Raw genomic sequence first — 21,132 nt, forward strand, 5'->3', positions numbered from 1 at the left:
TAAATAAGAATGTATTTATAGTAAACTGAATATTTAATGATATCGAAATTTTGTCATTTCATATATAATTGTGTAGGGAGAAATATCTGTAACTATTTGTAAAAATAGGAGGCGGCTATAAAAATGCAAGAAATTGCTAGATGGGATTTAAATCGACTGTATTTGAATGAGGATATTCTATTTCCGATTTTGGAGTTGAAAGAGCAATATTTTGTAACAAAAGATGTAGAGATTCTTTCAAAGCTTATACAAGCTATTGAAAAAGCAGAATATTATTTGTACTGTCAATCGGTTGAAGAAAGTGTTTCATCTGACCTTACTAAATTGACTGTGAAAGTGAAGGAACTAAAAAGTGAAGTACAGCAAGTAATAAAACATAATGAAGTGGAAACTTCAGATAATACTAAGTTAATAAAAGATGAACTTAATGCGTGGGAAAATATGTACATACAATTACGGGATAGGATAGAAATAGAGCACAATAACAAACAATTATCATTTGGACAAGCAAATAACATTGCAATGAATAGTGATAATGAAAAGGAAAGATTAGAAGTATTCGAGTTACTTACAAGTACTTTACATAAGGAAAAAGAAATCTTTGCTACCGTATTAAATCAAATAGGGAGATTGCGTAATATAAAGAGTAATGAAATAGAAGATAGAGAGATTTTAGCACAATCTTTTCATGCGAATGGCATTTCAGAAACTGTATTATTACAAATGTGGAATGTGACAGAAGAAAACCTTGATAAATTAGTAAGTGCTTTAAACGTGTATAAGAAAGGGAAAGCTTCGATTACATGGCATGAACTTATGACAGTAAAGGAAAGTAATGAGGTTACTATTCCTTTTTCAGTAGCAGTACAAAACGTTTATGATGCATGTAAGAATATTGATGAAGAATTAGCAGTATTTGCACGTAATGCGATAGAAAGTGGATGGATAGATGCTGAACCGAGAGAGAATAAACTACCAGGTGGGTTTTGTGCTCCATTTTTCAGTGAGAAAGAATCGAGAATCTCCATGCGTTATGATGGGAGTATAGATAGTGTAAGAGTGCTCGCTCATGAATTAGGACATGCTTGGCATTTTTATAATATGAGTTTTGAACAATCTACATCTTTTTTAGATGATTATTTGCCGATGAGTACGGCTGAATCAGCATCTATTTTCTTTGAAACGGTACTCTTAAATTATCTAATTGAAACAACTGATAGTAAAGATATGAAAAAGGCATTGCTTAGCTGGAAAATAAGAAATAGTTTTAATTATGTAATGGCAATACGAGCATCGTATCAGTTTGAAAAAACACTTTATGAAAAATGTAAAGAGGGTCCATTAAGTGCTGATGAAATTGAGAAATTATCTATAATGGCACAAAAAGAAGCATATGGAAATTCTTTAAGTGAATACCAGCCGTTTGTATGGATGAAATATATTCAATTTTATATAGCAGATGTTCCTTTTTACAATTATCCATACACATTTGGATATTTAGTAAGTTTTAGTTTATTAGAAATAGCTCAAGAAAGTAAAAGTACTTTTCATCCGAAATATAAAGAGTTTTTAAGAGAAACAGGAAAGGCTCCAGTAGAGGAGCTTATGAAAAAATATTTTGAAATAGATATAAGAAATTATGAATTTTGGAATAAGGCTTTTATTCAAATTTCTAAAGACATTGATGAATATTTGCAGCTTATGTAAGGGGAGAGTATAGTGGATCAACAGTTTATAAAAGGTATACCTTTTTCAACTTTAGAATATGCAAAAGCTATAAGTTTATTAAAAGGTTGGATACATGAACAACAAGAGAAACCAAGGTTTGTAGTAACTGCAAATCCTGAAATTGTTATGTCTGCAAAGGAAAATACGGAAAAATCAAAGCAGTTTAAAAAGATGTTACTATCTGCGGATTTAATAACAGCGGACGGGATTGGTGTCATAATTGGCTCGAAAATATTAAAAGGAACTTTGAAAGAACGTGTTACTGGGGCGGATTTAACTCACGATTTAATAAAATATTGTAACGACAATGAATATCGTGTCTTTCTTTTTGGAGCCGCTCCAGAAAGTAATAAAAAGGCATTAGAAAAATTAAATGAGCAGTTCCCAGGAGCACAGTTTAAAGGACAGCATGGATTTGTAAATGGTGAAGAAATAGAAAAAATAAAAATAAAAATTAAGCAATTCAAGCCCCATTTACTACTCGTAGGACTAGGTTCACCAAAACAAGAAGAGTTCATCTATGAAAACATACAAACATTAAACGTTCCGCTATCTATTGGCATCGGAGGCATGATTGATATAATATCTGGTACTGTAAAAAGAGCACCGAAAATGATGAGGGATACTGGAACTGAATGGCTGTATAGGTTACTCTCACAGCCGAAAAGATTGAAGAGGCAACTTGTACTTCCGAAATTTTTATTGTCGGTTATGTTAGAGAGAGTGAAAGGAATGCCAAGCTAAGAAAGGATAAGTAAGATGATAGAGCCGTTATCTAATGAAAAAGCTACAATGATTTTTCAAGAGCTGAAAGTAGAATGTGAAACTTTATTTGAATTTAAAATTCGAAATGCAATACCTATTCACCGTGGTTGGCTAAATTTGAAGTGGAAACTCGAAACGGATGCAGGGGATTTTGTATTAAAGCAATATAATCAAGAACGGTACAAAATGTATAACTCAGCCCTTTTAATACAAGCATTACAACAACAGCAAAGATTACATAATAATGGTGTAAGTTGTCCAAGGGTATTAATTTATAAAAATAATGTAATGCATATATCCAAAAGTGATGAAAGATTTATAGTATTAGAACATAAGGAAGGTAGCTTAGTTTCACCAGGAAAAGTGAATCAAAAGGAAATTCACTCTCTTGGTCAGACGATAGGTTATATGCATAACTTGTTAAATGATGGCTCTTTAATAAAAGGAGAAAATCCTAAATTTGTTCCACCTACTAAAGAGGCGAGATTGAAACATTGGGAAGAAAAAATGAGAGAAGTAGAGAAGCTAGGAAAAGAGCACATTCTCCCTTATATAAAATTACAGCAAGAAGCAACACAATTGGTAAATACAGAACAATTTCATAATAGCCAACGGGGATGGGTGCACCGTGATTTATGGGTAGATAATTTCTTGTTTCATAATGATAAAGTATCAGCGATTCTTGATTTTGATCGCATGGATTACGATTATGTAGAGTTAGATATTGGCCGTGTAGTTATATCGTGCGCATTAAGTGACGGAGTATTAAATAAGAGTCTTGTTGCATCATTTTTAGAAGGGTACCGCAATGAAGTAGACTTTCCAGTAGGGAATATTGTTCAGGCAATTCAAATGCTTTGGTACATGGAGAGTACTTGGTGGATCCATGCCAATATGGATCAGCATAGTGTACCACCTTCACGCTTTGCAGATGAAATGAATTGGATAGCTGAAAATTATGGTGTATTACATAATATATTGGCCGACTTATAAATAAAGAGGAGACTACATACATGAACAGAATCGGCATTATTGGAGCAATGCAAATTGAAATAGATTTACTTTTAGAAAAACTAGTTATACAAGAGGAACAGACAATAGCGGGAATGCCTTTTTATATTGGAGAATTCATGGGAATAGAAGTAATTATTACACGTTCTGGTGTAGGGAAAGTAAATGCAGCTGCATGCGCGCAAACATTAATTCATAAATTTGATGTAGACTCTATCATTAATACGGGCGTTGCTGGCGGATTACATTCAGATGTAAAAGTCGGCGATATAGTTATTTCAACGAATGTTACTCATCATGATGTAAGTAAAACTCAAATGAAAAACTTATTTCCGTTCCAAGAGGAATTTATTGCAAGTAAGGAATTGGTAGAGTTAGCACGTAAAGCTTGTATTAGTAGTAGTTTACAGATTGCAGTTCATGAAGGAAGAATTGTCAGCGGTGAATGTTTTGTTGAAGATTCAAAGTTAAAGGCGAAATTAATAGACGAATACGCACCTCATTGTACAGAAATGGAAGGGGCAGCAATTGGACATGTTGCCTATATAAATGATATACCGTTTCTCATTATAAGATGTATTTCTGACAGCGCAGATGATGAAGCTCAAATTTCTTATGATGACTTCGCGCAAACTGCTGCGAATTATTGCTCAGAAATTATTATTGAGATGCTTAAAAATATAAAGAGTAAAACTGTACTATAGTTCAAAAGGAGAGAATGAGATGTTACAAGCATTAATTTTTGATATGGACGGAACGTTATTTCAAACAGATAAAATTTTAGAATTATCTTTAGATGATACTTTTAATCACTTAAGATCATTACAATTATGGGATACAGTAACACCAATTGATAAATATAGAGAAATTATGGGTGTGCCGTTACCGAAAGTTTGGGAAGCTTTATTACCAGACCATTCTATTGAAATAAGAGAACAAACAGATGCATATTTTTTAGATAGACTTATTGAAAACATAAAAAGCGGAAAAGGCGCTTTATATCCAAATGTAAAAGAAATATTTACATATATAAAAGAAAATAATTGTTCCATTTACATTGCTAGTAATGGTTTGAAAGAATATTTACGAGCAATCGTAACTTATTATGCTTTAGACAAGTGGGTGACTGAAACGTTTAGTATTGAACAAATACAATCGCTAAATAAAGGTGACTTAGTTAAAAGTATTATGAACAAATATGATATAAAAGAGGCAGCCGTAGTTGGTGACCGGCTATCTGATATAAATGCAGCGAAAGACAACCGTTTACTGGAAATTGGGTGCAGTTTTGATTTTGCGCAAGAAGATGAACTTGCTCAGGCTGATATAGTAATAGATGATTTAATGGGGTTGAAGGGAATATTATCTGAAGTGAAGAATACGCACGCTATGAATTAAATAAAGTAACAACCATAAAAATGCTCAGAATAAATGATTCTCGAGCATTTTTATATATTTTCGTACTTAGGGGGAATGGACTTGAAAGATATACATATTCAACAAATAGAAAATTTAATGGAATATGAATTCAGTCATCTCGTTCAAGAGAGTGAAGAAGAAGGTTTTAATTTCCTTATAAGGATAATAAATGAATATAAAAACAAAATAAATGTATTCAATAAAACTGGAGAATGTTTATATGGTGTTTTCCGAGGTGATATGTTAATTGGAGTTGGAGGTTTAAATGAGGATCCGTACACAAAAGACAATAAGATTGGGCGGTTAAGGAGATTTTATATTTCAAAGGATTTTCGGCGTATAGGGTTAGGGAACTTATTATTAAACCAACTATTATGTCATGCGGAAAAGTATTTTGAAGTGATTGTATTATATGCTGACACGAAGCAAGGAGATGCGTTTTATACTGCAAATGGATTTGTAAAAGAGGGATTATATAAGGGATCTAGTCACTACAAAGTATTATCGAGGTGGCTACCAAAAGAATAGACGGACAGGTATTTTAGTTGGTAAATCGATATATCTTAAAAATCGCTGATATATGAAGTTGCGATCCTTATATTAAAAAACAACTTTTATAATTTCATTTACTAAATTGTTATTATAAAAAAGAGCACCTTAGCTTTTAAAATTTAGCTTATAAGGTGACTCCTTTTCAGTCAATTACGTTTTAACGTTCATTTGTTTCAATAATAATCCTGGTTTACCTTTTACATAATAAAAATGCGGATTATTTTCATCATCATAAAGCATAATATAAGGCTTTTCATTTAGTGGGAGCAGTATAAGTACTTCGTCTATTGTAGTGTGTAACCATTGATTAGTAATAGAAACCGGCTTAGATAATGGGATTTTTATCATATAGCCATCTTTTGGAACGACATTTAAGTTTTTAAATGGACCAGTAATTGCTTTAGCGTATTGAACTGCTTCTTTTTGGACTATTGGATCTAAAGATTGTTTTTGAATGACCATTTCTTTTTGACAATCAAACACTTCAATTTGTTGATTTGTATTTGCTAATGCATTTGTTGATAATAGAAATAAAAGAAGAGAAATGACCCCGATTTTTTTTATCATAATACAACACCTCACCATTACTATCCCCTCAAAAGCTTTAAATATTTTTCTGTCACATTCATGTAACAAAGATGTTGTATGATACAATTGGTTTTTGTTTAAAAGCAATGGAGGAAAAAATATGAAAGTTTTAATTGCAGATGACGAACAAGATATGTTAAGAATTTTAAAAGCTTATTTTGAAAAAGAAGGCTTCGAAGTTTTATTAGCAAAAGACGGAGAGGAAGCACTTCAAATATTTTATGATGAAAAAATTGATTTAGCTATTTTGGATTGGATGATGCCAAAACATAGTGGTATTACTGTCTGTCAGGAAATAAAAAAGAATTCAAGCGTAAAAGTATTAATGCTTACGGCGAAAAGTGAAAGCGAAGATGAATTAGCTGCGCTTCAAAGCGGGGCAGATGAGTACGTGAAAAAACCATTTCATCCAGGAGTACTAATTACGCGAGCGAAAAAACTTATTCAGCATGATGATATTATTCAAGTACAAGATGTAAAGATAAATTTCGCCAAAAATAAAGTATATAAAAATGATATAGAGTTAGAAATTACAAAAACAGAGCTCGAATTAATAAAATGCTTTTTAAATCATAAAGGAACGATTTTAACTCGTAAAAAATTGCTAGATATTGTATGGGGATTTGACTATTTTGGAGAAGAGAGAACGGTTGATACACATGTAAGAAGGCTGCGTAAAAAAATTGGAGAAAATATTATTAAGACGCATCGCGGGTTGGGCTATAGTTTGGAGGAACAAAGTGAATAAACTTGGGAAAAAGTTATTTTTAAGTATTTCTGCAACTGTTATTCTCATCTTTATGATTTCATTATTATTCATTAACAATCTCTTACCGAACTATAATATTTATAAAACACGTGAAAACTTAAATAAATTTACAACACAAATACAAAATACAACAGTGGAAAATATAGAGGATGTTATTCATACAATTGAAAGTGAAAACAACGTTACAATTGCGTATACGCCAATTAATCAGTCAGAAGATGCTATGAACGAAGCGTTACGCATGCAACTTACGAAAAAGAAAGTAACTTTAAATAAGCTTTGGATTACGAAAGACGAAGTTATGAAAGTGAAGACGGAAGGGCAATCGAATAAACTGTACGATCAAGGAAAGGTAAAAGCGAGTTTTTTTGCTAAATATATTGCGAAAGATGATACGATAATTTTAATTGGGACTTCCATTGCGAATTCAAATGAAATTATAAATACGTTAAATACATTTTACTTATACATCGTATGTTTCTCGCTCCTTCTTATTATTTTACTTGTGTGGATACTTTCAAAAATAATAACGACGCCACTGAAGGAGCTAAGTGATGTGGCTCAGGATATTTCACATTTGCAGTTTAAAAGAACGAAAGTGAAAACGAATGATGAAATAGGAGAGTTGGCCAATAGTATTAATATCATGAGTGAAAAACTACATGAAGCACATCAAGACTTAACTGATCGTAATGAACATTTAAAACGATTTATGGGTGATGTAACGCATGAATTAAAGACACCGATTGCATTAGTAAAAGCATACTCTATGGGGATTAAAGATGGATTAGATGATGGGACTTACGTAGATACAATTATTAAACAAACAGATCAAATATCAAACTTAATTGAAGAACTATTACGATTTTCTAAACTAGAAAGAGATATTGTACAAAAAGAAGAATTCCCCATTGAACCACTGGTCCAGAGTATATTAGATAAGCATCAGATTGACCTGGATTCGAAAGCAATTGACTTACAAGTAAACTGTAATACGGGTGATACAAGCGTTTATGCAGATTTAAATAAAATGAGAATGGTATTTCAAAATTTAATTTCTAATGCAATAAAATATACAGCAAATCAAAGCATAATAATTACTTTAGAAGATAGAAATAAAAGTATATATTTTCAAATAAAAAATGGCATTCATACGGATAAAATTAAAGATATCGAGAAAATTTGGGAGCCTTTTTACGTACTAGAATCTTCTCGTAGTAAAGAAAAATCAGGTACAGGATTAGGACTAGCGATAGTGAAAAGTATTTTAGAAAGACATGGTTTTGAATATGGAGTTTCCTCTATAAATGGGGAAATTCAATTTTATATAAATGTGAAAAAGGACTAATGAAAATTTAGTCCTTTTTGCAGCTTTAGAGGTTAGCGATACAGGATGAATCACCATAATTTTCAAAATTGATGTATTAAATGGAGAATTAGCAAATGTTCTACTTTCATTAAATTCACGTGAAGTTCACAGGGAAACGTTATATTTACATAGTTACATTTAAATTTAATGAAGTGAGGTATTCGGATTTGAAAAGAAAGAAATTAGTAATTGGTAGCATTTTAATGGGGATGACGTTATCTTTATCTGCATGTGGTTCATCAGATAATATTGTAACTACAAAATCAGGAAGCATTTCAGAAAGTGATTTTAACAAAAAATTAAAAGAAAACTATGGTAAACAGAATTTATCTGAAATGGTAGTAGAGAAAGTATTAAATGATAAATATAAAGTTACGGATGAAGAGGTAACGAAACAACTGAAAGAATTAAAAGACAAGATGGGCGATAATTTTAATACATATATGGAATCTAATGGTGTGAAAAATGAAGATCAGTTGAAAGAGAAATTAAAGCTTACTTTCGCTTTTGAAAAAGCTATTAAAGCAACCGTAACGGAAAAAGATATTAAAGATTACTATAAGCCAAAGCTTCAAGTTAGCCATATTTTAGTGAAAGATGAAAAGACAGCAAAAGAAATTAAAGAAAAATTAAATAGTGGCGAAGATTTCGCGGCATTGGCTAAACAATACTCAGAGGATCCAGGTTCTAAAGAAAAAGGTGGAGAACTATCTGAATTTGGACCAGGTATGATGGTGAAAGAATTTGAGGATGCTGCATATAAGCTAGAAGTTGGTCAATTGAGTGAACCTGTTAAATCTTCTTTCGGATATCATATTATTAAGCTAACGGATAAAAAAGAGCTTAAACCATATGAGGAAGAGAAAGAGAATATTCGTAAAGAATTAGAACAGCAACGTATACAAGATCCTCAATTCCATCAACAAGTTACTAGAGATCTGCTTAAAAATGCAGATATAAAAGTATCTGATAAAGACTTGAAAGATACCTTTAAAGAGTTAGAAAAATAATAAATGGAATGTAAGACAATCGATAGAAATATCGGTTGTCTTTTTCTCTATTTTTCCGGCTATTTGCCGGGCAGTAAGACCCCAAAACTCAAAATTCAGCGGAAGCAAAGAAGTTAGGTGGGGCCCCGCTGCCCGTAAACGCCCGATTGGTGAGGGCTCACTTTATATAGAAGCTGGGAGTGGGAAAATACTTTCACACCTGTATTGAATTTTACTTAATAAGAAATCTTTGAGTTTCTCAACTATTATATAAAAATAAAACTGAATTTTCAGTTATTTTGTTATATAGTAAAAGAGAACGAATAAGGGGAGGGAACATTTTGAGTAAAAAGAAAATGGCAATTACACTGTCAGCAATGCTATCTGCAACAATTATACCTAGCTTTACTATGGATGTGCATGCAGAGAAGAAAGAAGAGACTAAAAATACGAAAATTGAATTAGAAAATGGGATGACAAAGCCGATTTATTCTCTCGATGAAGCCATTATCGAAAATTTATATGTAGAGACAGAAGTTGATAGTGATCGCGACGGTAAGAAAGACAGAGTATCGATAAAAGTTATGCGTCCAAAGACAGATTCGAATGTGAAGGTTCCTGTTATTTATGAAATGAGTCCATATCGATCAGGATTAAAAGATGTTCCTGTATATAATGTAGATGAAGAATTGTATGCGTATGAAGGAAAACCGTATGGAGCGGTTAATCTTGGTTCGTATGGGAACTATTACGTGCCAAGGGGTTATGCAGTTATTCTAGGCGAAAGTATCGGTACTGGAAAATCAGATGGATGCCCTACAACTGGAGATGAACAAGAAATACTCGGTACAAAGTCTGTTATTGATTGGGTAAACGGTCGCGCGAAAGCATTTACAGAACAGGGTGAGGAAGTTCAGGCAAATTGGTCTACAGGAAATGTAGGTATGACTGGAGTTTCTTATAATGGTACACTACCAAATGCTGTTGCGACTACTGGAGTTGAAGGTTTAAAAACAATTATTCCAATCGCAGCAATTAGTAGTTGGTATGATTATTATCGTGCAAATGGTGCAGTAATTGCGCCAGGCGGATATCAAGGAGAAGATACAGATAATATGGCAGAAGCAGTACTGACAAGGGAAAATCCTGAAGTTTGCGGACAAGTTATAAAAGAGTTAACGGCTGGACAAGACCGAAAAACAGGTAATTATAATGATTTTTGGGATAAACGCAATTATGTAAAAGATGCTAAAAATGTAAAAGCAAGCGTATTTGTTGTTCATGGTTTAAATGATTGGAATGTTAAGACGAAGCAGTTCGCGCAATGGTGGGATGCACTCGGAGAAAATAATGTTCCTCGTAAAATGTGGCTACACCAAGGTGGTCATGGTGGGACATCAAGTAATAACTGGCAGCAAACACAAAATAAATGGTTAGATTATTGGTTGTACGGAATTGAAAATGGAATTATGGATGAACCAATGGTTGATGTGCAAAGAGAAAATAAATCGTGGCAAAAGATAAAAAATTGGCCAGATCCAGCGGCTGTACCTTCAAAAATCCGTATGTATTTAAGTAATAAATCAGTCAATTTGCCACTAAGTATGGGATCGGTTAATAAAGTTTTCTCATTCGTAGATGATGCACAAATAAAATCAAATCAATTAGTAGCAAACCCAGAATTAGAAGTAGCCAATCGATTAGTATATACAATGCCTGTACTGCAAAAAGATACACGCATAAGTGGTACACCAAAGATTTCAATTACAGGAAATATTGATCGATCTGTATCAAATTTAACAGCATTACTTGTTGACTATGGAGGAACGAAGCCGGAAATCGTAACACGAGGCTGGATGGATCCACAAAACTTAAAGAGTATAGAAAATTCAACAGTGATTCAACCGGGCAAAGATTATACATTCACATGGGACATGCAGCCAGATGATTATGTCTTTAAAGCTGGACATCAAATAGGGGTCGTTTTAATTGCTAGCGACTATGATTATACAATTAGACCGAAAGCGGGCACGAAACTTACAGTGAAATTAAGTGAAGTGACATTGCCGATTGTGAAATAAATATTTTTTCCAAAGAGCTTACTAAAGTAAGCTTTTTGTTTTATAGTCTGAATTTTTAATTTTATATTTCAAATTGGAAGGTTATGTAATACAATATCATTATATTCTATGGAAAGTGAGTGATATATTATGACAGTCAGCTCTTTCGAAAGCGCATTAAATTTAGAGGTACAGGAAGATTAGTTGAATTGGAATCTTCCGTACGTAAAAACGGAGGAGAAAATAAATGTTTAGTTTTTATAGTACACTTTGTACGGAACTGTATGACTACACAAAACCAGTCGGTTATTCTTTAAATGGTGATATTGAGTATTACAAAGAACGTTTAAAAGATTGTAGAGGTAGAATTCTCGAAGCTGCAGTAGGTTCAGGGCGTGTCATCATTCCGCTTCTAGAGGCTGGTTTTAAAGTGGATGGGATAGATTATTCACCTGAAATGCTTGATTCTTGCCGTAAGCGGTGTAAAGAGAGAGGCTTACATCCTAATTTGTATGAAGGAAGCTTGCAACAATTTTCAATTCCGCATAAATATGAGGCAATTATCATTCCTACTGGATCTTTTTGTTTAATTGAAAATCGTGTGGATTCTATAAACGCATTGAAATGTTTTTATGAACATCTTAATCCAGGCGGACGATTAATCGTAGATATTATGCTTCCGCATGACTGGAAGACTGGGGAAATTCATACATCGACTTTTTCTTTGCCGAGTGGAGACGGAATCACATTAGAAAATAAATCAATTGGAATAGATTGGCTGAACCAAGTTACTGTATCATATTTGAAATATGAAAAGTGGAGTAAAGGACAGCTAGTACAAACAGAGTTACAACGTTTTGCGCTGCGCTGGTATGGAATAGTAGAGTTTAAACTCCTTTTAGAAAGTATAGGTTTCTCTAACATTACTTGCTCTGCTGAATATGTTTATGAAAAAGAACCGTCAAATGCAAATCAAATGATTACTTTTGAAGCTGTGCGAAACGAGAAATAAAAGAACTATCTATGAAAATAAGGCAATTGATATAATATCGATTGCCTTATTTTAATTGTATATCGCTTACATGTTATTAGGTTTTCATTGTCCAAGCATTCTGCTACTTACTACATATACTATTTATGTTAAAGTCAGCTACTATTTTATATAGGGCTGCTATTTTCCTATAAATGCTATTTTAGTGAAGTGGGAGGAATCAATTTGGAAAATATAGAACAAGATAGAATTGAAAATCAAGTGTATTCAAATCGTGTAGTAAGATCAGAATTTGATGCGAATTGGGAAACTTGTATATCAAAGAGTGGTTATGTAATTTATGTAGCAACAAGTAATAATGCTGAAGTAATAGTACTTCTTGCAGATGGTTCAAGTAAATTATTAATTTTCGAAAAAGGCGGTAAAGTAGTAGTAGGTGGCGGTGGAACAAGTCATTACAGTAAGCCACATATTGCAAGAAATATTTAAGGTAAAACATGTAATTGAGAAGAAGCTGGAAAACGGTTAGTCATTCATATTTAGAGAATGACCAACCGTTTTTAAATGTAGTTTTTGAAGAATTATATAAGCAATATAAAAAGCATTTCCTATTTCGGCAAATGCTTTTTATATGTTATAGTATAATAGTGTCTTAAAGTAATGTTATTTTAATATATTTCAAAGTTTGTTTTGTATTATTTTTATATTAAATTAGCACTTAAAGTATTTTTTTATATAAGGAGTAATAATTAGAGAAATGAAAAATATAGACTTTATACTAGAAAGTGATGAGGCATTAAAACCGTCTGAACGATTAGTACTATTACTATTAGATAAGCATAGAATGTTATATACGAACGATCTATTGGCATTATCAAATTTATCATATAAAACATTAACAGATTCATTAACGGCGCTAGTTTTAAAATCGTATGTGTTAAAGGAAACAGGTAAGGGAAGAAGACAGAATTGCTATAGATTAATATGATAAGGCGGCTGTTTTAGAAGCTTTTACATATGTTTTTTCAATCGTAAGGCGAAAATGTGTTTTTGTTTTCAAACGAAAATCTTACTATAAGAGTGGTTAAAATAGTAGCATTTCATTTTTGTAAGTGTAATTATTTCGTCATTGAAAATACTAAAATAAAATAAACCGCATAAAACAGAAATAAAAAAACAATCCATTTTAAAAATGGATTGTTTTTTTATTGGAATAATATTATTTGATATGTTGAAAGCATGAATAGCAGAATAAACATTACCTGTTTTAGTTCATGCAACTGAACAAATATGATGAAAACTATGTGTATAGTTTTTTTAATTGCTTTTTTCAGTAACTCTAATGAAATCATAGTCTTTATTGTTTAAAGGTATTATTTTTAACATTATTGCTATTCAACATTTAGTACAAAAGTGATTTATAATATTATTATGTAAACTTAAGTTTTTAAAAGGAAAATGTAATAATTAATAGAACATGTAGAAGGGGATGCTTAAATATTTTGAAGGATAGGAGATTATTATGGAGCATTTACAATCAATAGCACAAGCTGTTTTAAGTGGTCATAAGGAAAAAGTAGTGGAGTTTATAAAGGCGAGTCCAAGTATTGTTAACGAATGTAGTGAAGATGGATGGACACCACTTCATTTAGCAGCTTATTTTGGACAGAAAGAAATAGCGAGTTTTCTTTTAGAAAGCGGTGCAGATATACATAGTAGAGCGAAAAACGAAAATGAAAATACGCCTTTGCAAGCAGCAATTGCGAACAAGCAAAGTGAACTTGTTGCTTTCTTAATTGAAAAAGGATCAGATGTAAATATTATGCAAAGTGGTGGCTGGACAGGACTTCACGAAGCGGCATTATTAGGAAATGAAGAAATAATTATGTTACTCCTTAAAAATGGAGCTAATAAGATGATAAAGAAATATGATGGGAAAACAGCGTATGATATTGCATTAGAAAAAGGATATGATCATCTATTACATCATTTGAAACAGGAAGTGAACTTATGATGAATAAATGGAGTGTTGGTATATTTTTATTTAATGAAGTAGAAGTGTTAGACTTTGCAGGGCCATTTGAAGTTTTTTCTGTAACTGAGGTGAATGAAGAAAAACCATTTACTGTTTATACCGTTAGCGAGAATGGGGAAATGATTACAGCAAGGAACGGATTGAAGGTACAGCCAGATTATAGTATTGAAAATTTACCACCAGTGGATATTTTAATAATTCCCGGTGGGCTAGGTGCTAGAGAATATGAAATAAAAAATGAAATAGTAATAAAATGGATTCGCCAACAAATGAAAGAAGTAAAGCTGATGACTTCAGTTTGTACAGGAGCGGTATTACTGGCGAAAGCAGGTTTACTGGAAGGTTTAAAAGCAACAACACATTGGGCTAGTATTGAAAAGTTTAAAAATGAGTTTCAAAATGTTGAAGTTATAGAAAATGTAAAGTTTGTAGATGAAGGACATATTATAACATCTGCCGGAATTTCAGCTGGAATTAATATGGCATTTCATATTGTGAAAAACTTGTTAGGCATGCATGTTGCGGAGGACACAGCGAAGGGAATGGAGTATGATATTAGTTTGCCAAATTAAAAAGCCCGGATTGGGCTTTTTATATTGAATGAATATAGTTAAGCTCTTCATCACTCAAAATAGGGCGAACAGATGCATTTGCATTTTCTTGTGCTTGCATTCCGGTTTTGGCACCAGGAATTACAACACTTACTGCCGGATGAGAGAGTACATAGCGAAGTGCAAGTTGCCCTAGGGTCGGATTTTTATTTGAGAGCAATCGAAGTTTTTCTACGGTTTGTAAGTCTTCTTGAAACCAAGTTTCATTTGGCCATTCTTTGCGTAAATCTCCATCTGGAAAAATTGTTTTATTTGTGAATTTTCCAGTTAAAATGCCCATTTTTAATGGACCACGAATAATAGCTCCTAGATTTTTCTCTTGTAAGAATGGTAATATATCTTTTTCAGGTTTTCGATTTAATATATTGTAATCAAGTTGTACGATATCAATTTCGTTGTTGTTATTGAAATGATGAATGTATTGTAAATCATGAGTCGAAACACCGACTGCCCTTACTTTTCCATCACGTTTTAATATGTCAAATGCACGTAGAAATGCTTCTGTTTCTCTACGATTATGCCACCAAATATGACAAAAATAAAGATCAATATAATCTGTTTGAAGACGTTGTAAACTTGTTTCAAATACGGCGATGATTTTTTCGGGAGTATCATATACAGGAACTCCATTAGGGTCGTAGTGGTGTCCGATTAAACCACCTTTCGTTGATAGGATAATATCATTACGATGTCCTTTAATCGCGGTAGCCACCAACTTTTCACTATGTCCTAAACCATACACATCCGCAGTATCAATAAAATTCACACCACACTCAATTGCTTTTTTTATAGCAGTTATAGATTGTTTATCGTTAACAGGTCCCCATTCATCACCACCGATTGCCCATGCCCCAAAACCTATTTCAGAAACAGTTATTCCAGTTTTACCTAATGTGCGGTAATGCATATTTCCCCTCCTTGTAAGCATGTTATAACATGGATATGTGAGGTAAGAATTTTGTGTGTGAAAAAACTCTTCTACAATAGTAGAAAAAGAATTACAGAAACTACTATTTTATAGCAGCATGTATAAAAAAAAACGGTGTAAATGTAGAAATGTCGTCGAATGCTATCTTTAATTGGTTAATTTATGGGATATTTTTGTGAAGGAGTTTATTTTATAAGAATAGAATTTAGTTTAGTAAGAAAACGTGCCGATGATAGTGAAAAATATGGGTTAGGGGGATTTGAATGAGGAAACTCAAACGAGTAAATGTTCCTAATATACCAGAACAATCATCACAACCTAGTGACAAGCGTAAGATAAATAAAAAGAAGTTAAGGCGTCTTATTTTAATGGTCCTTTTTATTGCGGCAACTACTCTGTACGTTCAATATATTTTAACGAAACAACAAGAAGTAATTGATAAAAAGAAAGATACGATTACGGATCAAAAGAAACAATTAGTATCTTTAAAGAAAGATAAAGGTTCTTTAAAGACTAACATAGAAAATTTAACAGACGATGAAGAAGAAATTTTGAAGTTTGCGAGAAAAGAGTATCAATTTTCTAAGTCAAATGAAACTATATTTGTGATGCCAAAGTAATAAAAAACAGCTAGCCATTGAACTGCACCTCCAATTGTTAGACACCGTCTAACAATTGGAGGTGCAGTTTTTTATGTATGAATGTCATGGTACAAGGAACAATCACATATTGTAAAAATGAAGAGTTTAAGCTATTTGCATAAATATGGAATATGCACTAAAATAAATGTTGTTAAAATTCTGTTAATTATATTATAATACAAGGTAAGCGGATACATTTTTTAATCAACGTTGAGTTCCTCGCTCATACGACTATTAAGAAACCCGTTATCCTCGTATAAGAAAGGAAGATAGCTGTGTACGCTTCAAATACAATTTATATCGTAGGGGATGCGAAAGCACCTCAAAATAATCCCATTACTGAAAAGTTTAAAAGCTATTTCGTAGCATTTGTACTTGTTAAGGATACAGGGGAAATTGTAGATGCAGACTGCTCAGCGACAATTGAATTAACATCTCAATTTGTTAAATATTTATTTCTACATAAAAATATAAATGACCCGGCGTTAGTAATGGAAGTAAAGAACCGATATTTCGGCTCTTCTCAAAAAGCGTTACTTGTAGCGCTAAAAGATGCACAGAAAAAATATAATCAGATTGCTGCTTTGTCTACTCAATCATAGACAAAATCCAGCCGTAAGAATCATTCTTATGGCTGGATTTTTTTATTTCACATTATCATCCTACACCAAAAGTAAACGAAAACAAAGTAGAGAGATAGGAGAGTAAATGCTCAATAGGTTTACCTAATAATCTGTGGGTATAAATTTCCAGTGGATTAAGATTTCACTTCATTGGAAGAAGAAAGGATGAACAAAATGAAAATTACAGACGTAAAAGTAAATCGTAGACGTATAAAACTGCATACACCGTTTAAAACCGCACTTCGTACTGTAACAGAAATTGAAAGTATAGATGTTTATATTCATACAGACGAAGGATTGATTGGTAAGGGGGCTGCAGCCGCAACGCCAGTTATTACGGGTGATTTCACCAGTGGAATGGAAGAAGCGATTTTAGGACCGATGCGTTCATGTTTAATTGGTCAAGATATCATTCAGTTTCAGCAGTTACTACAGCGCATTCAAATGAGTTGTATTGGAAATTCAAGTGCGAAAGCAGCGGTAGATATCGCTTTATATGATGTATATTGCCAATATCAAAATGTGCCGTTATATGCATTGTTAGGCGGGAAGAAAGAAATTTATACCGATATTACAGTGAGTGTGGATGAGCCTGTATTAATGGCAAAAGAAGCGAAGAAACATATAGAAAAAGGATTTCAAACATTAAAGATTAAAGTGGGTAAAGAGGCGCATTTAGATTTGGAACGTATTGAGGCAATTCGAAATGTGGTACCAAGAAATACGACATTACGTTTAGATGCGAATCAAGGTTGGAGTCCAAAAGAAGCGATCTCTATCATTCAAGAGATGGAAAATCGTAATTTAAATATAGAATTTATTGAACAACCAGTACACGCGAAAGATTGGGATGGGTTAAAGTACGTCAAAGATCGTGTGCAAACGCCAATTATGGCCGATGAAAGTATATTTTCAGCAAGTGATGCATTAAAGCTCGTTCAAGGAAGATACGCAGACTTAATTAATATTAAATTAATGAAATGTGGTGGCATACGTGAAGCATGGCGTATTGCAGATATCGCAGAAACGGCTGGTGTGAAGTGTATGGTGGGAAGCATGATGGAATCTTCACTTTCCGTTAGCGCTGTTGCACATTTAGCGGCAGCACATCCTAATATACATTATTTTGATCTTGATGCACCGCTTTGGTTAATGGAAGAGCCAGAAGGAATGACTTATTCTGGATCAAAGGTAAACCTTCAATCGACAGTGAATAGTAAGTCTTAGGAAAAGAGACTAGTAAATTATTTTTTTAAGGGGGATATATATGAAAAAAGTAGGAACTGCATTTTTAACAACTTTATTTATATTTTCATCGTTTACATCGGCAAATGCTGAAGAAAAGAAGGATAATAAAGCATTTATAGATGTATCTGCTGCAACGTTATGGACAGCACCTGATTCATTAAGGTCAATCGATACACCGAGTGCAACAAATCCAGTGGATCTATGGAAATGGACGAAATCAATGACACTTGGCGAGAAACTATGGTTAACAAATGCAAATAAATTAGAAACACAAGCGTTACTCGGTCAAGAAGTAACCGTTATTGATAAGAAAGGCGAGTGGGTGAAGGTATTAGTGCATGGACAGCCAACACCACGAAATGAAGAAGGTTATCCGGGCTGGATGCCTGAAAAGCAATTAACATATAATCAAGAATTTGCAGATAAAACAAATGAACCTTTTGTGTTAATAACAAAGCCAACTGCGATTTTATATATAAATCCTTCTGAAAAACATAAATCACTTGAAGTCAGTTATAATACAAGACTGCCGCTATTAAGTGAAGACACAATTTCATACCGTGTATTGTTGCCAAATGGTCAGAAAGCATGGCTACGAAAAAATGATGGAACAGTTTACCGTTCTCAAACTGATATTCCAAAACCGACAGCTGATGATTTAATTAACACAGGGAAAATGTTTTTAGGTTTACCGTATATATGGGCTGGTACAAGTGGTTTTGGATTTGATTGCTCTGGCTTCACGCATACGATCTATAAATCGCACGGCATTACAATTCCGCGAGATTCTGGACCGCAATCAAGAGCAGGAATTGCAGTTGATAAAGAAAACTTACAAAAGGGAGATTTAATCTTCTTTGCACATGATCAAGGGAAAGGTAGTGTCCATCACGTTGCAATGTATATTGGTGATGGCAATATGATTCACTCACCAAGAGCTGAAAGGTCGGTAGAGATTATACCACTAAATACACCAGGATATATAGAAGAATACGCTGGTGCTCGTCGTTACTTACCTTAAAAATAGAGGGGGTTTTTAAATGAAAAAAGTTGTTCGTTACTCATTAGTTAGTACTCTATTAGTTTCTTCATTTTTAGTTGGCTGTGCAAAAGAAAAAACTACAACAAAGCCGAAAGATGAAAAGAAAGTATTACAGTTACTAGAAACGGGTGAAATTCCGTCGTTAAACTCAGTGAAAGTCACAGATGCAGTCTCGTTTAACGTTTTGAATAACGTAATGGAAGGACTATTCCGTCTATCGAAAAATGATGAAGTAATTGAGGCAGGCGCACAAAAATATGAAGTGAGTAAAGATGGAAAGATATATACATTTCATTTGCGTGATGCGAAATGGTCAAACGGAGATCCAGTAACCGCTCATGATTACGTATACGCTTGGAAGCAATTGATTAATCCAGATACCGCTTCTCAATATGCATACATTGCGTACGATGTGAAAAACGCTGAGAAGATAAATAAAAAACAACTAGGTCTAGATGAATTAGGAGTAAAAGCGAAGGATGATAAAACGTTCGTCGTAGAGCTAGAACATCCTGTACCGTATTTTACGAAATTATTAATTTTACCATCCTTCTATCCAATTAACGAAAAATATGCGAAAGAGCAAGGTGATAAATACGGATTAGAAGCAAATAAAGCGGTATATAATGGACCATTTACATTATCAGAGTGGAAGCATGAAGCTAGCTTTACAATGAAGAAAAACGATAAGTATTGGGATAAAAAAGAAGTGAAGTTAGATGAAGTAAACTATCAAATTGTAAAAGAAATTTCAACTGCGGTAAATTTATATGAAACAGATAAAGTTGATAGAGCTGTTATTTCTACAGAATTCGTGGATAAATATAAAAATAATAAAGAGCTAAAACAATATACAGATCCAGTTATGTACTTCTTCCGATTTAATGAAAATGTACCGATTCTTAAAAATAAAAATGCACGTCTTGCGCTAAGTACAGTTTTTGATAAGAAAGGACTTGCGGATTCATTTTTAAATGATGGTTCGGTTGCTGCAAACTATTACGTACCAAAAGGATTTTTAAAGGGACCAGATAAAAAAGATTTTAGAAGTACGGCAGGTGAGTTTAATAAAACTGATGTAAAAAAAGCGAAAGAATATTGGGAAAAGGCAAAGCAAGAAACAGGTACAGATGAAGTGACGTTAGAACTATTAAATTATGAATTAGAAAACTTTAAAAAAGTTGGAGAGTACATTAAAGAGCAGCTTGAGAAAAATTTACCAGGTTTAAAAGTGAATGTGAAATTGCAACCACATACGCAAAAATTAGCACTAGAGAAGAAGAAAGAATATGAAATGTCGTTATCACGCTGGTTACCGGATTATCCAGATCCAATGACTTACTTAGAAGTATTCCTTTCTGGAAGCAGTGTTAATAATACAGAATATGCAAACCCAGAATATGATGCGTTAATTAAGAAGATTAAAACAGAATTAGGTAATGATGAAAAAGCTCGCTGGAAAGCAATGCAAGAAGCTGAAAAAATGCTACTTGATGATGCAGTAATTGCACCGGTATTCCAGCGCGGATTATCTTACTTACAAAAACCATATGTGAAAGATTTATATGTACATCAATTTGGTCCAGCTACAAGTTTAAAAGGGGCAGATGTACAAAAATAAAAGAATGGAGAAACAGACTTCACGTATGTGATAGTCTGTTTTTTTGTACAGTTCCGAATGAAATATAGACATTTCATATGTTTTTTTACGACTTAAAAATAAAATTATTACTAAAATTCCAGTGTGAAATTTATGTAGAATC

Annotated in this window: 22 protein-coding genes; 20 read left to right on the plus strand and 2 right to left on the minus strand. The window is 33.0% G+C overall.

The window, feature by feature from the left end; genetic code table 11:
- Positions 1 to 123: 123 nt before the first annotated feature.
- From ATL10_RS24615 to ATL10_RS24640, 6 genes are read left to right on the plus strand one after another with little or no spacing between them, the layout of a single operon-like run.
- Positions 124 to 1,707 carry a M3 family metallopeptidase gene (locus tag ATL10_RS24615; protein WP_098284503.1) on the plus strand — a complete coding sequence of 528 codons (1,584 nt, stop codon included), beginning with the start codon at positions 124 to 126 and terminating at the stop codon, positions 1,705 to 1,707.
- A 12-nt stretch (positions 1,708 to 1,719) separates the two neighbouring features.
- Entirely contained in the window at positions 1,720 to 2,472 is a 753-nt protein-coding gene (locus ATL10_RS24620) for a WecB/TagA/CpsF family glycosyltransferase (RefSeq protein ID WP_000372649.1), read from the plus strand.
- Positions 2,473 to 2,487: 15 nt separating this feature from the next.
- Positions 2,488 to 3,486, plus strand: a complete 999-nt coding sequence (locus ATL10_RS24625; protein WP_090977794.1) for a phosphotransferase — start codon at positions 2,488 to 2,490, stop codon at positions 3,484 to 3,486.
- Positions 3,487 to 3,506: 20 nt separating this feature from the next.
- Positions 3,507 to 4,208: a 5'-methylthioadenosine/adenosylhomocysteine nucleosidase gene (locus tag ATL10_RS24630; protein WP_090977796.1), complete on the plus strand. Its 702-nt coding sequence runs from the start codon at positions 3,507 to 3,509 to the stop codon at positions 4,206 to 4,208.
- A gap of 19 nt (positions 4,209 to 4,227) precedes the next feature.
- Complete coding sequence (locus ATL10_RS24635; RefSeq protein ID WP_110497710.1) at positions 4,228 to 4,902, plus strand: HAD family hydrolase; 675 nt, start codon at positions 4,228 to 4,230, stop codon at positions 4,900 to 4,902.
- A 33-nt stretch (positions 4,903 to 4,935) separates the two neighbouring features.
- A complete protein-coding gene (locus ATL10_RS24640; protein ID WP_139213297.1) occupies positions 4,936 to 5,451 on the plus strand; it encodes a GNAT family N-acetyltransferase in 516 nt (171 codons plus the stop codon).
- Positions 5,452 to 5,625: 174 nt separating this feature from the next.
- On the opposite strand, the gene ATL10_RS24645 is transcribed toward ATL10_RS24640, so the two are convergent.
- Positions 5,626 to 6,042: a hypothetical protein gene (locus tag ATL10_RS24645; RefSeq protein ID WP_000591776.1), complete on the minus strand. Its 417-nt coding sequence runs from the start codon at positions 6,040 to 6,042 to the stop codon at positions 5,626 to 5,628.
- Between the two features lie 121 nt (positions 6,043 to 6,163).
- Between ATL10_RS24645 and ATL10_RS24650 the strand changes: the two genes are divergently transcribed.
- From ATL10_RS24650 to ATL10_RS24695, 9 genes are all read left to right on the plus strand, one after another.
- Positions 6,164 to 6,811 (plus strand): response regulator transcription factor, encoded by a 648-nt coding sequence (locus tag ATL10_RS24650; RefSeq protein WP_000865979.1) that lies wholly within the window; start codon positions 6,164 to 6,166, stop codon positions 6,809 to 6,811.
- Positions 6,804 to 8,180, plus strand: a complete 1,377-nt coding sequence (locus tag ATL10_RS24655) for a sensor histidine kinase (RefSeq protein WP_090977804.1) — start codon at positions 6,804 to 6,806, stop codon at positions 8,178 to 8,180. Before ATL10_RS24650 ends, ATL10_RS24655 begins: the two co-directional genes overlap by 8 nt.
- Before the next feature lie 188 nt (positions 8,181 to 8,368).
- A complete protein-coding gene (locus ATL10_RS24660; protein ID WP_090977806.1) occupies positions 8,369 to 9,211 on the plus strand; it encodes a peptidylprolyl isomerase PrsA in 843 nt (280 codons plus the stop codon).
- Positions 9,212 to 9,531: 320 nt separating this feature from the next.
- Positions 9,532 to 11,271, plus strand: coding sequence for a Xaa-Pro dipeptidyl-peptidase (locus ATL10_RS24670; protein WP_090977808.1), 1,740 nt, complete (start codon positions 9,532 to 9,534; stop codon positions 11,269 to 11,271).
- A 226-nt stretch (positions 11,272 to 11,497) separates the two neighbouring features.
- Positions 11,498 to 12,262 (plus strand): class I SAM-dependent methyltransferase, encoded by a 765-nt coding sequence (locus ATL10_RS24675; protein ID WP_090977810.1) that lies wholly within the window; start codon positions 11,498 to 11,500, stop codon positions 12,260 to 12,262.
- A gap of 204 nt (positions 12,263 to 12,466) precedes the next feature.
- On the plus strand, positions 12,467 to 12,730 hold the full coding sequence (locus tag ATL10_RS24680; protein ID WP_016081250.1) for a hypothetical protein: 264 nt from the start codon (positions 12,467 to 12,469) through the stop codon (positions 12,728 to 12,730).
- 268 nt (positions 12,731 to 12,998) lie between these two features.
- On the plus strand, positions 12,999 to 13,229 hold the full coding sequence (locus ATL10_RS24685) for a hypothetical protein (protein ID WP_110497712.1): 231 nt from the start codon (positions 12,999 to 13,001) through the stop codon (positions 13,227 to 13,229).
- A 534-nt stretch (positions 13,230 to 13,763) separates the two neighbouring features.
- A complete protein-coding gene (locus tag ATL10_RS24690; RefSeq protein ID WP_000400688.1) occupies positions 13,764 to 14,255 on the plus strand; it encodes an ankyrin repeat domain-containing protein in 492 nt (163 codons plus the stop codon).
- Positions 14,252 to 14,848 (plus strand): DJ-1/PfpI family protein, encoded by a 597-nt coding sequence (locus tag ATL10_RS24695; protein ID WP_090977814.1) that lies wholly within the window; start codon positions 14,252 to 14,254, stop codon positions 14,846 to 14,848. The genes ATL10_RS24690 and ATL10_RS24695 overlap by 4 nt, the downstream gene beginning before the upstream one ends.
- Positions 14,849 to 14,867: 19 nt before the next feature.
- On the opposite strand, the gene ATL10_RS24700 is transcribed toward ATL10_RS24695, so the two are convergent.
- A complete protein-coding gene (locus ATL10_RS24700) occupies positions 14,868 to 15,794 on the minus strand; it encodes an aldo/keto reductase (RefSeq protein ID WP_110497714.1) in 927 nt (308 codons plus the stop codon).
- 284 nt (positions 15,795 to 16,078) lie between these two features.
- Between ATL10_RS24700 and ATL10_RS24705 the strand changes: the two genes are divergently transcribed.
- The 5 genes from ATL10_RS24705 (at position 16,079) to ATL10_RS24725 (ending at position 20,990) form a co-directional block, all read left to right on the plus strand.
- Positions 16,079 to 16,435 carry an FtsB family cell division protein gene (locus ATL10_RS24705; protein ID WP_001228739.1) on the plus strand — a complete coding sequence of 119 codons (357 nt, stop codon included), beginning with the start codon at positions 16,079 to 16,081 and terminating at the stop codon, positions 16,433 to 16,435.
- A gap of 296 nt (positions 16,436 to 16,731) precedes the next feature.
- The gene (locus ATL10_RS24710) at positions 16,732 to 17,058 is read left to right on the plus strand and encodes a DUF3870 domain-containing protein (protein ID WP_000271315.1); all 327 of its coding nucleotides are present in this window, start codon (positions 16,732 to 16,734) and stop codon (positions 17,056 to 17,058) included.
- A gap of 186 nt (positions 17,059 to 17,244) precedes the next feature.
- Positions 17,245 to 18,306: a dipeptide epimerase gene (locus ATL10_RS24715; protein ID WP_025118374.1), complete on the plus strand. Its 1,062-nt coding sequence runs from the start codon at positions 17,245 to 17,247 to the stop codon at positions 18,304 to 18,306.
- A gap of 40 nt (positions 18,307 to 18,346) precedes the next feature.
- Positions 18,347 to 19,348 carry a C40 family peptidase gene (locus ATL10_RS24720; protein WP_090977816.1) on the plus strand — a complete coding sequence of 334 codons (1,002 nt, stop codon included), beginning with the start codon at positions 18,347 to 18,349 and terminating at the stop codon, positions 19,346 to 19,348.
- A 19-nt stretch (positions 19,349 to 19,367) separates the two neighbouring features.
- Positions 19,368 to 20,990: a peptide ABC transporter substrate-binding protein gene (locus tag ATL10_RS24725; RefSeq protein ID WP_110497716.1), complete on the plus strand. Its 1,623-nt coding sequence runs from the start codon at positions 19,368 to 19,370 to the stop codon at positions 20,988 to 20,990.
- Positions 20,991 to 21,132: the final 142 nt, after the last annotated feature.

Origin of the sequence: Bacillus sp. 196mf (assembly GCF_003217275.1) — a bacterium.
GTDB lineage: Bacteria > Bacillota > Bacilli > Bacillales > Bacillaceae_G > Bacillus_A > Bacillus_A thuringiensis_S.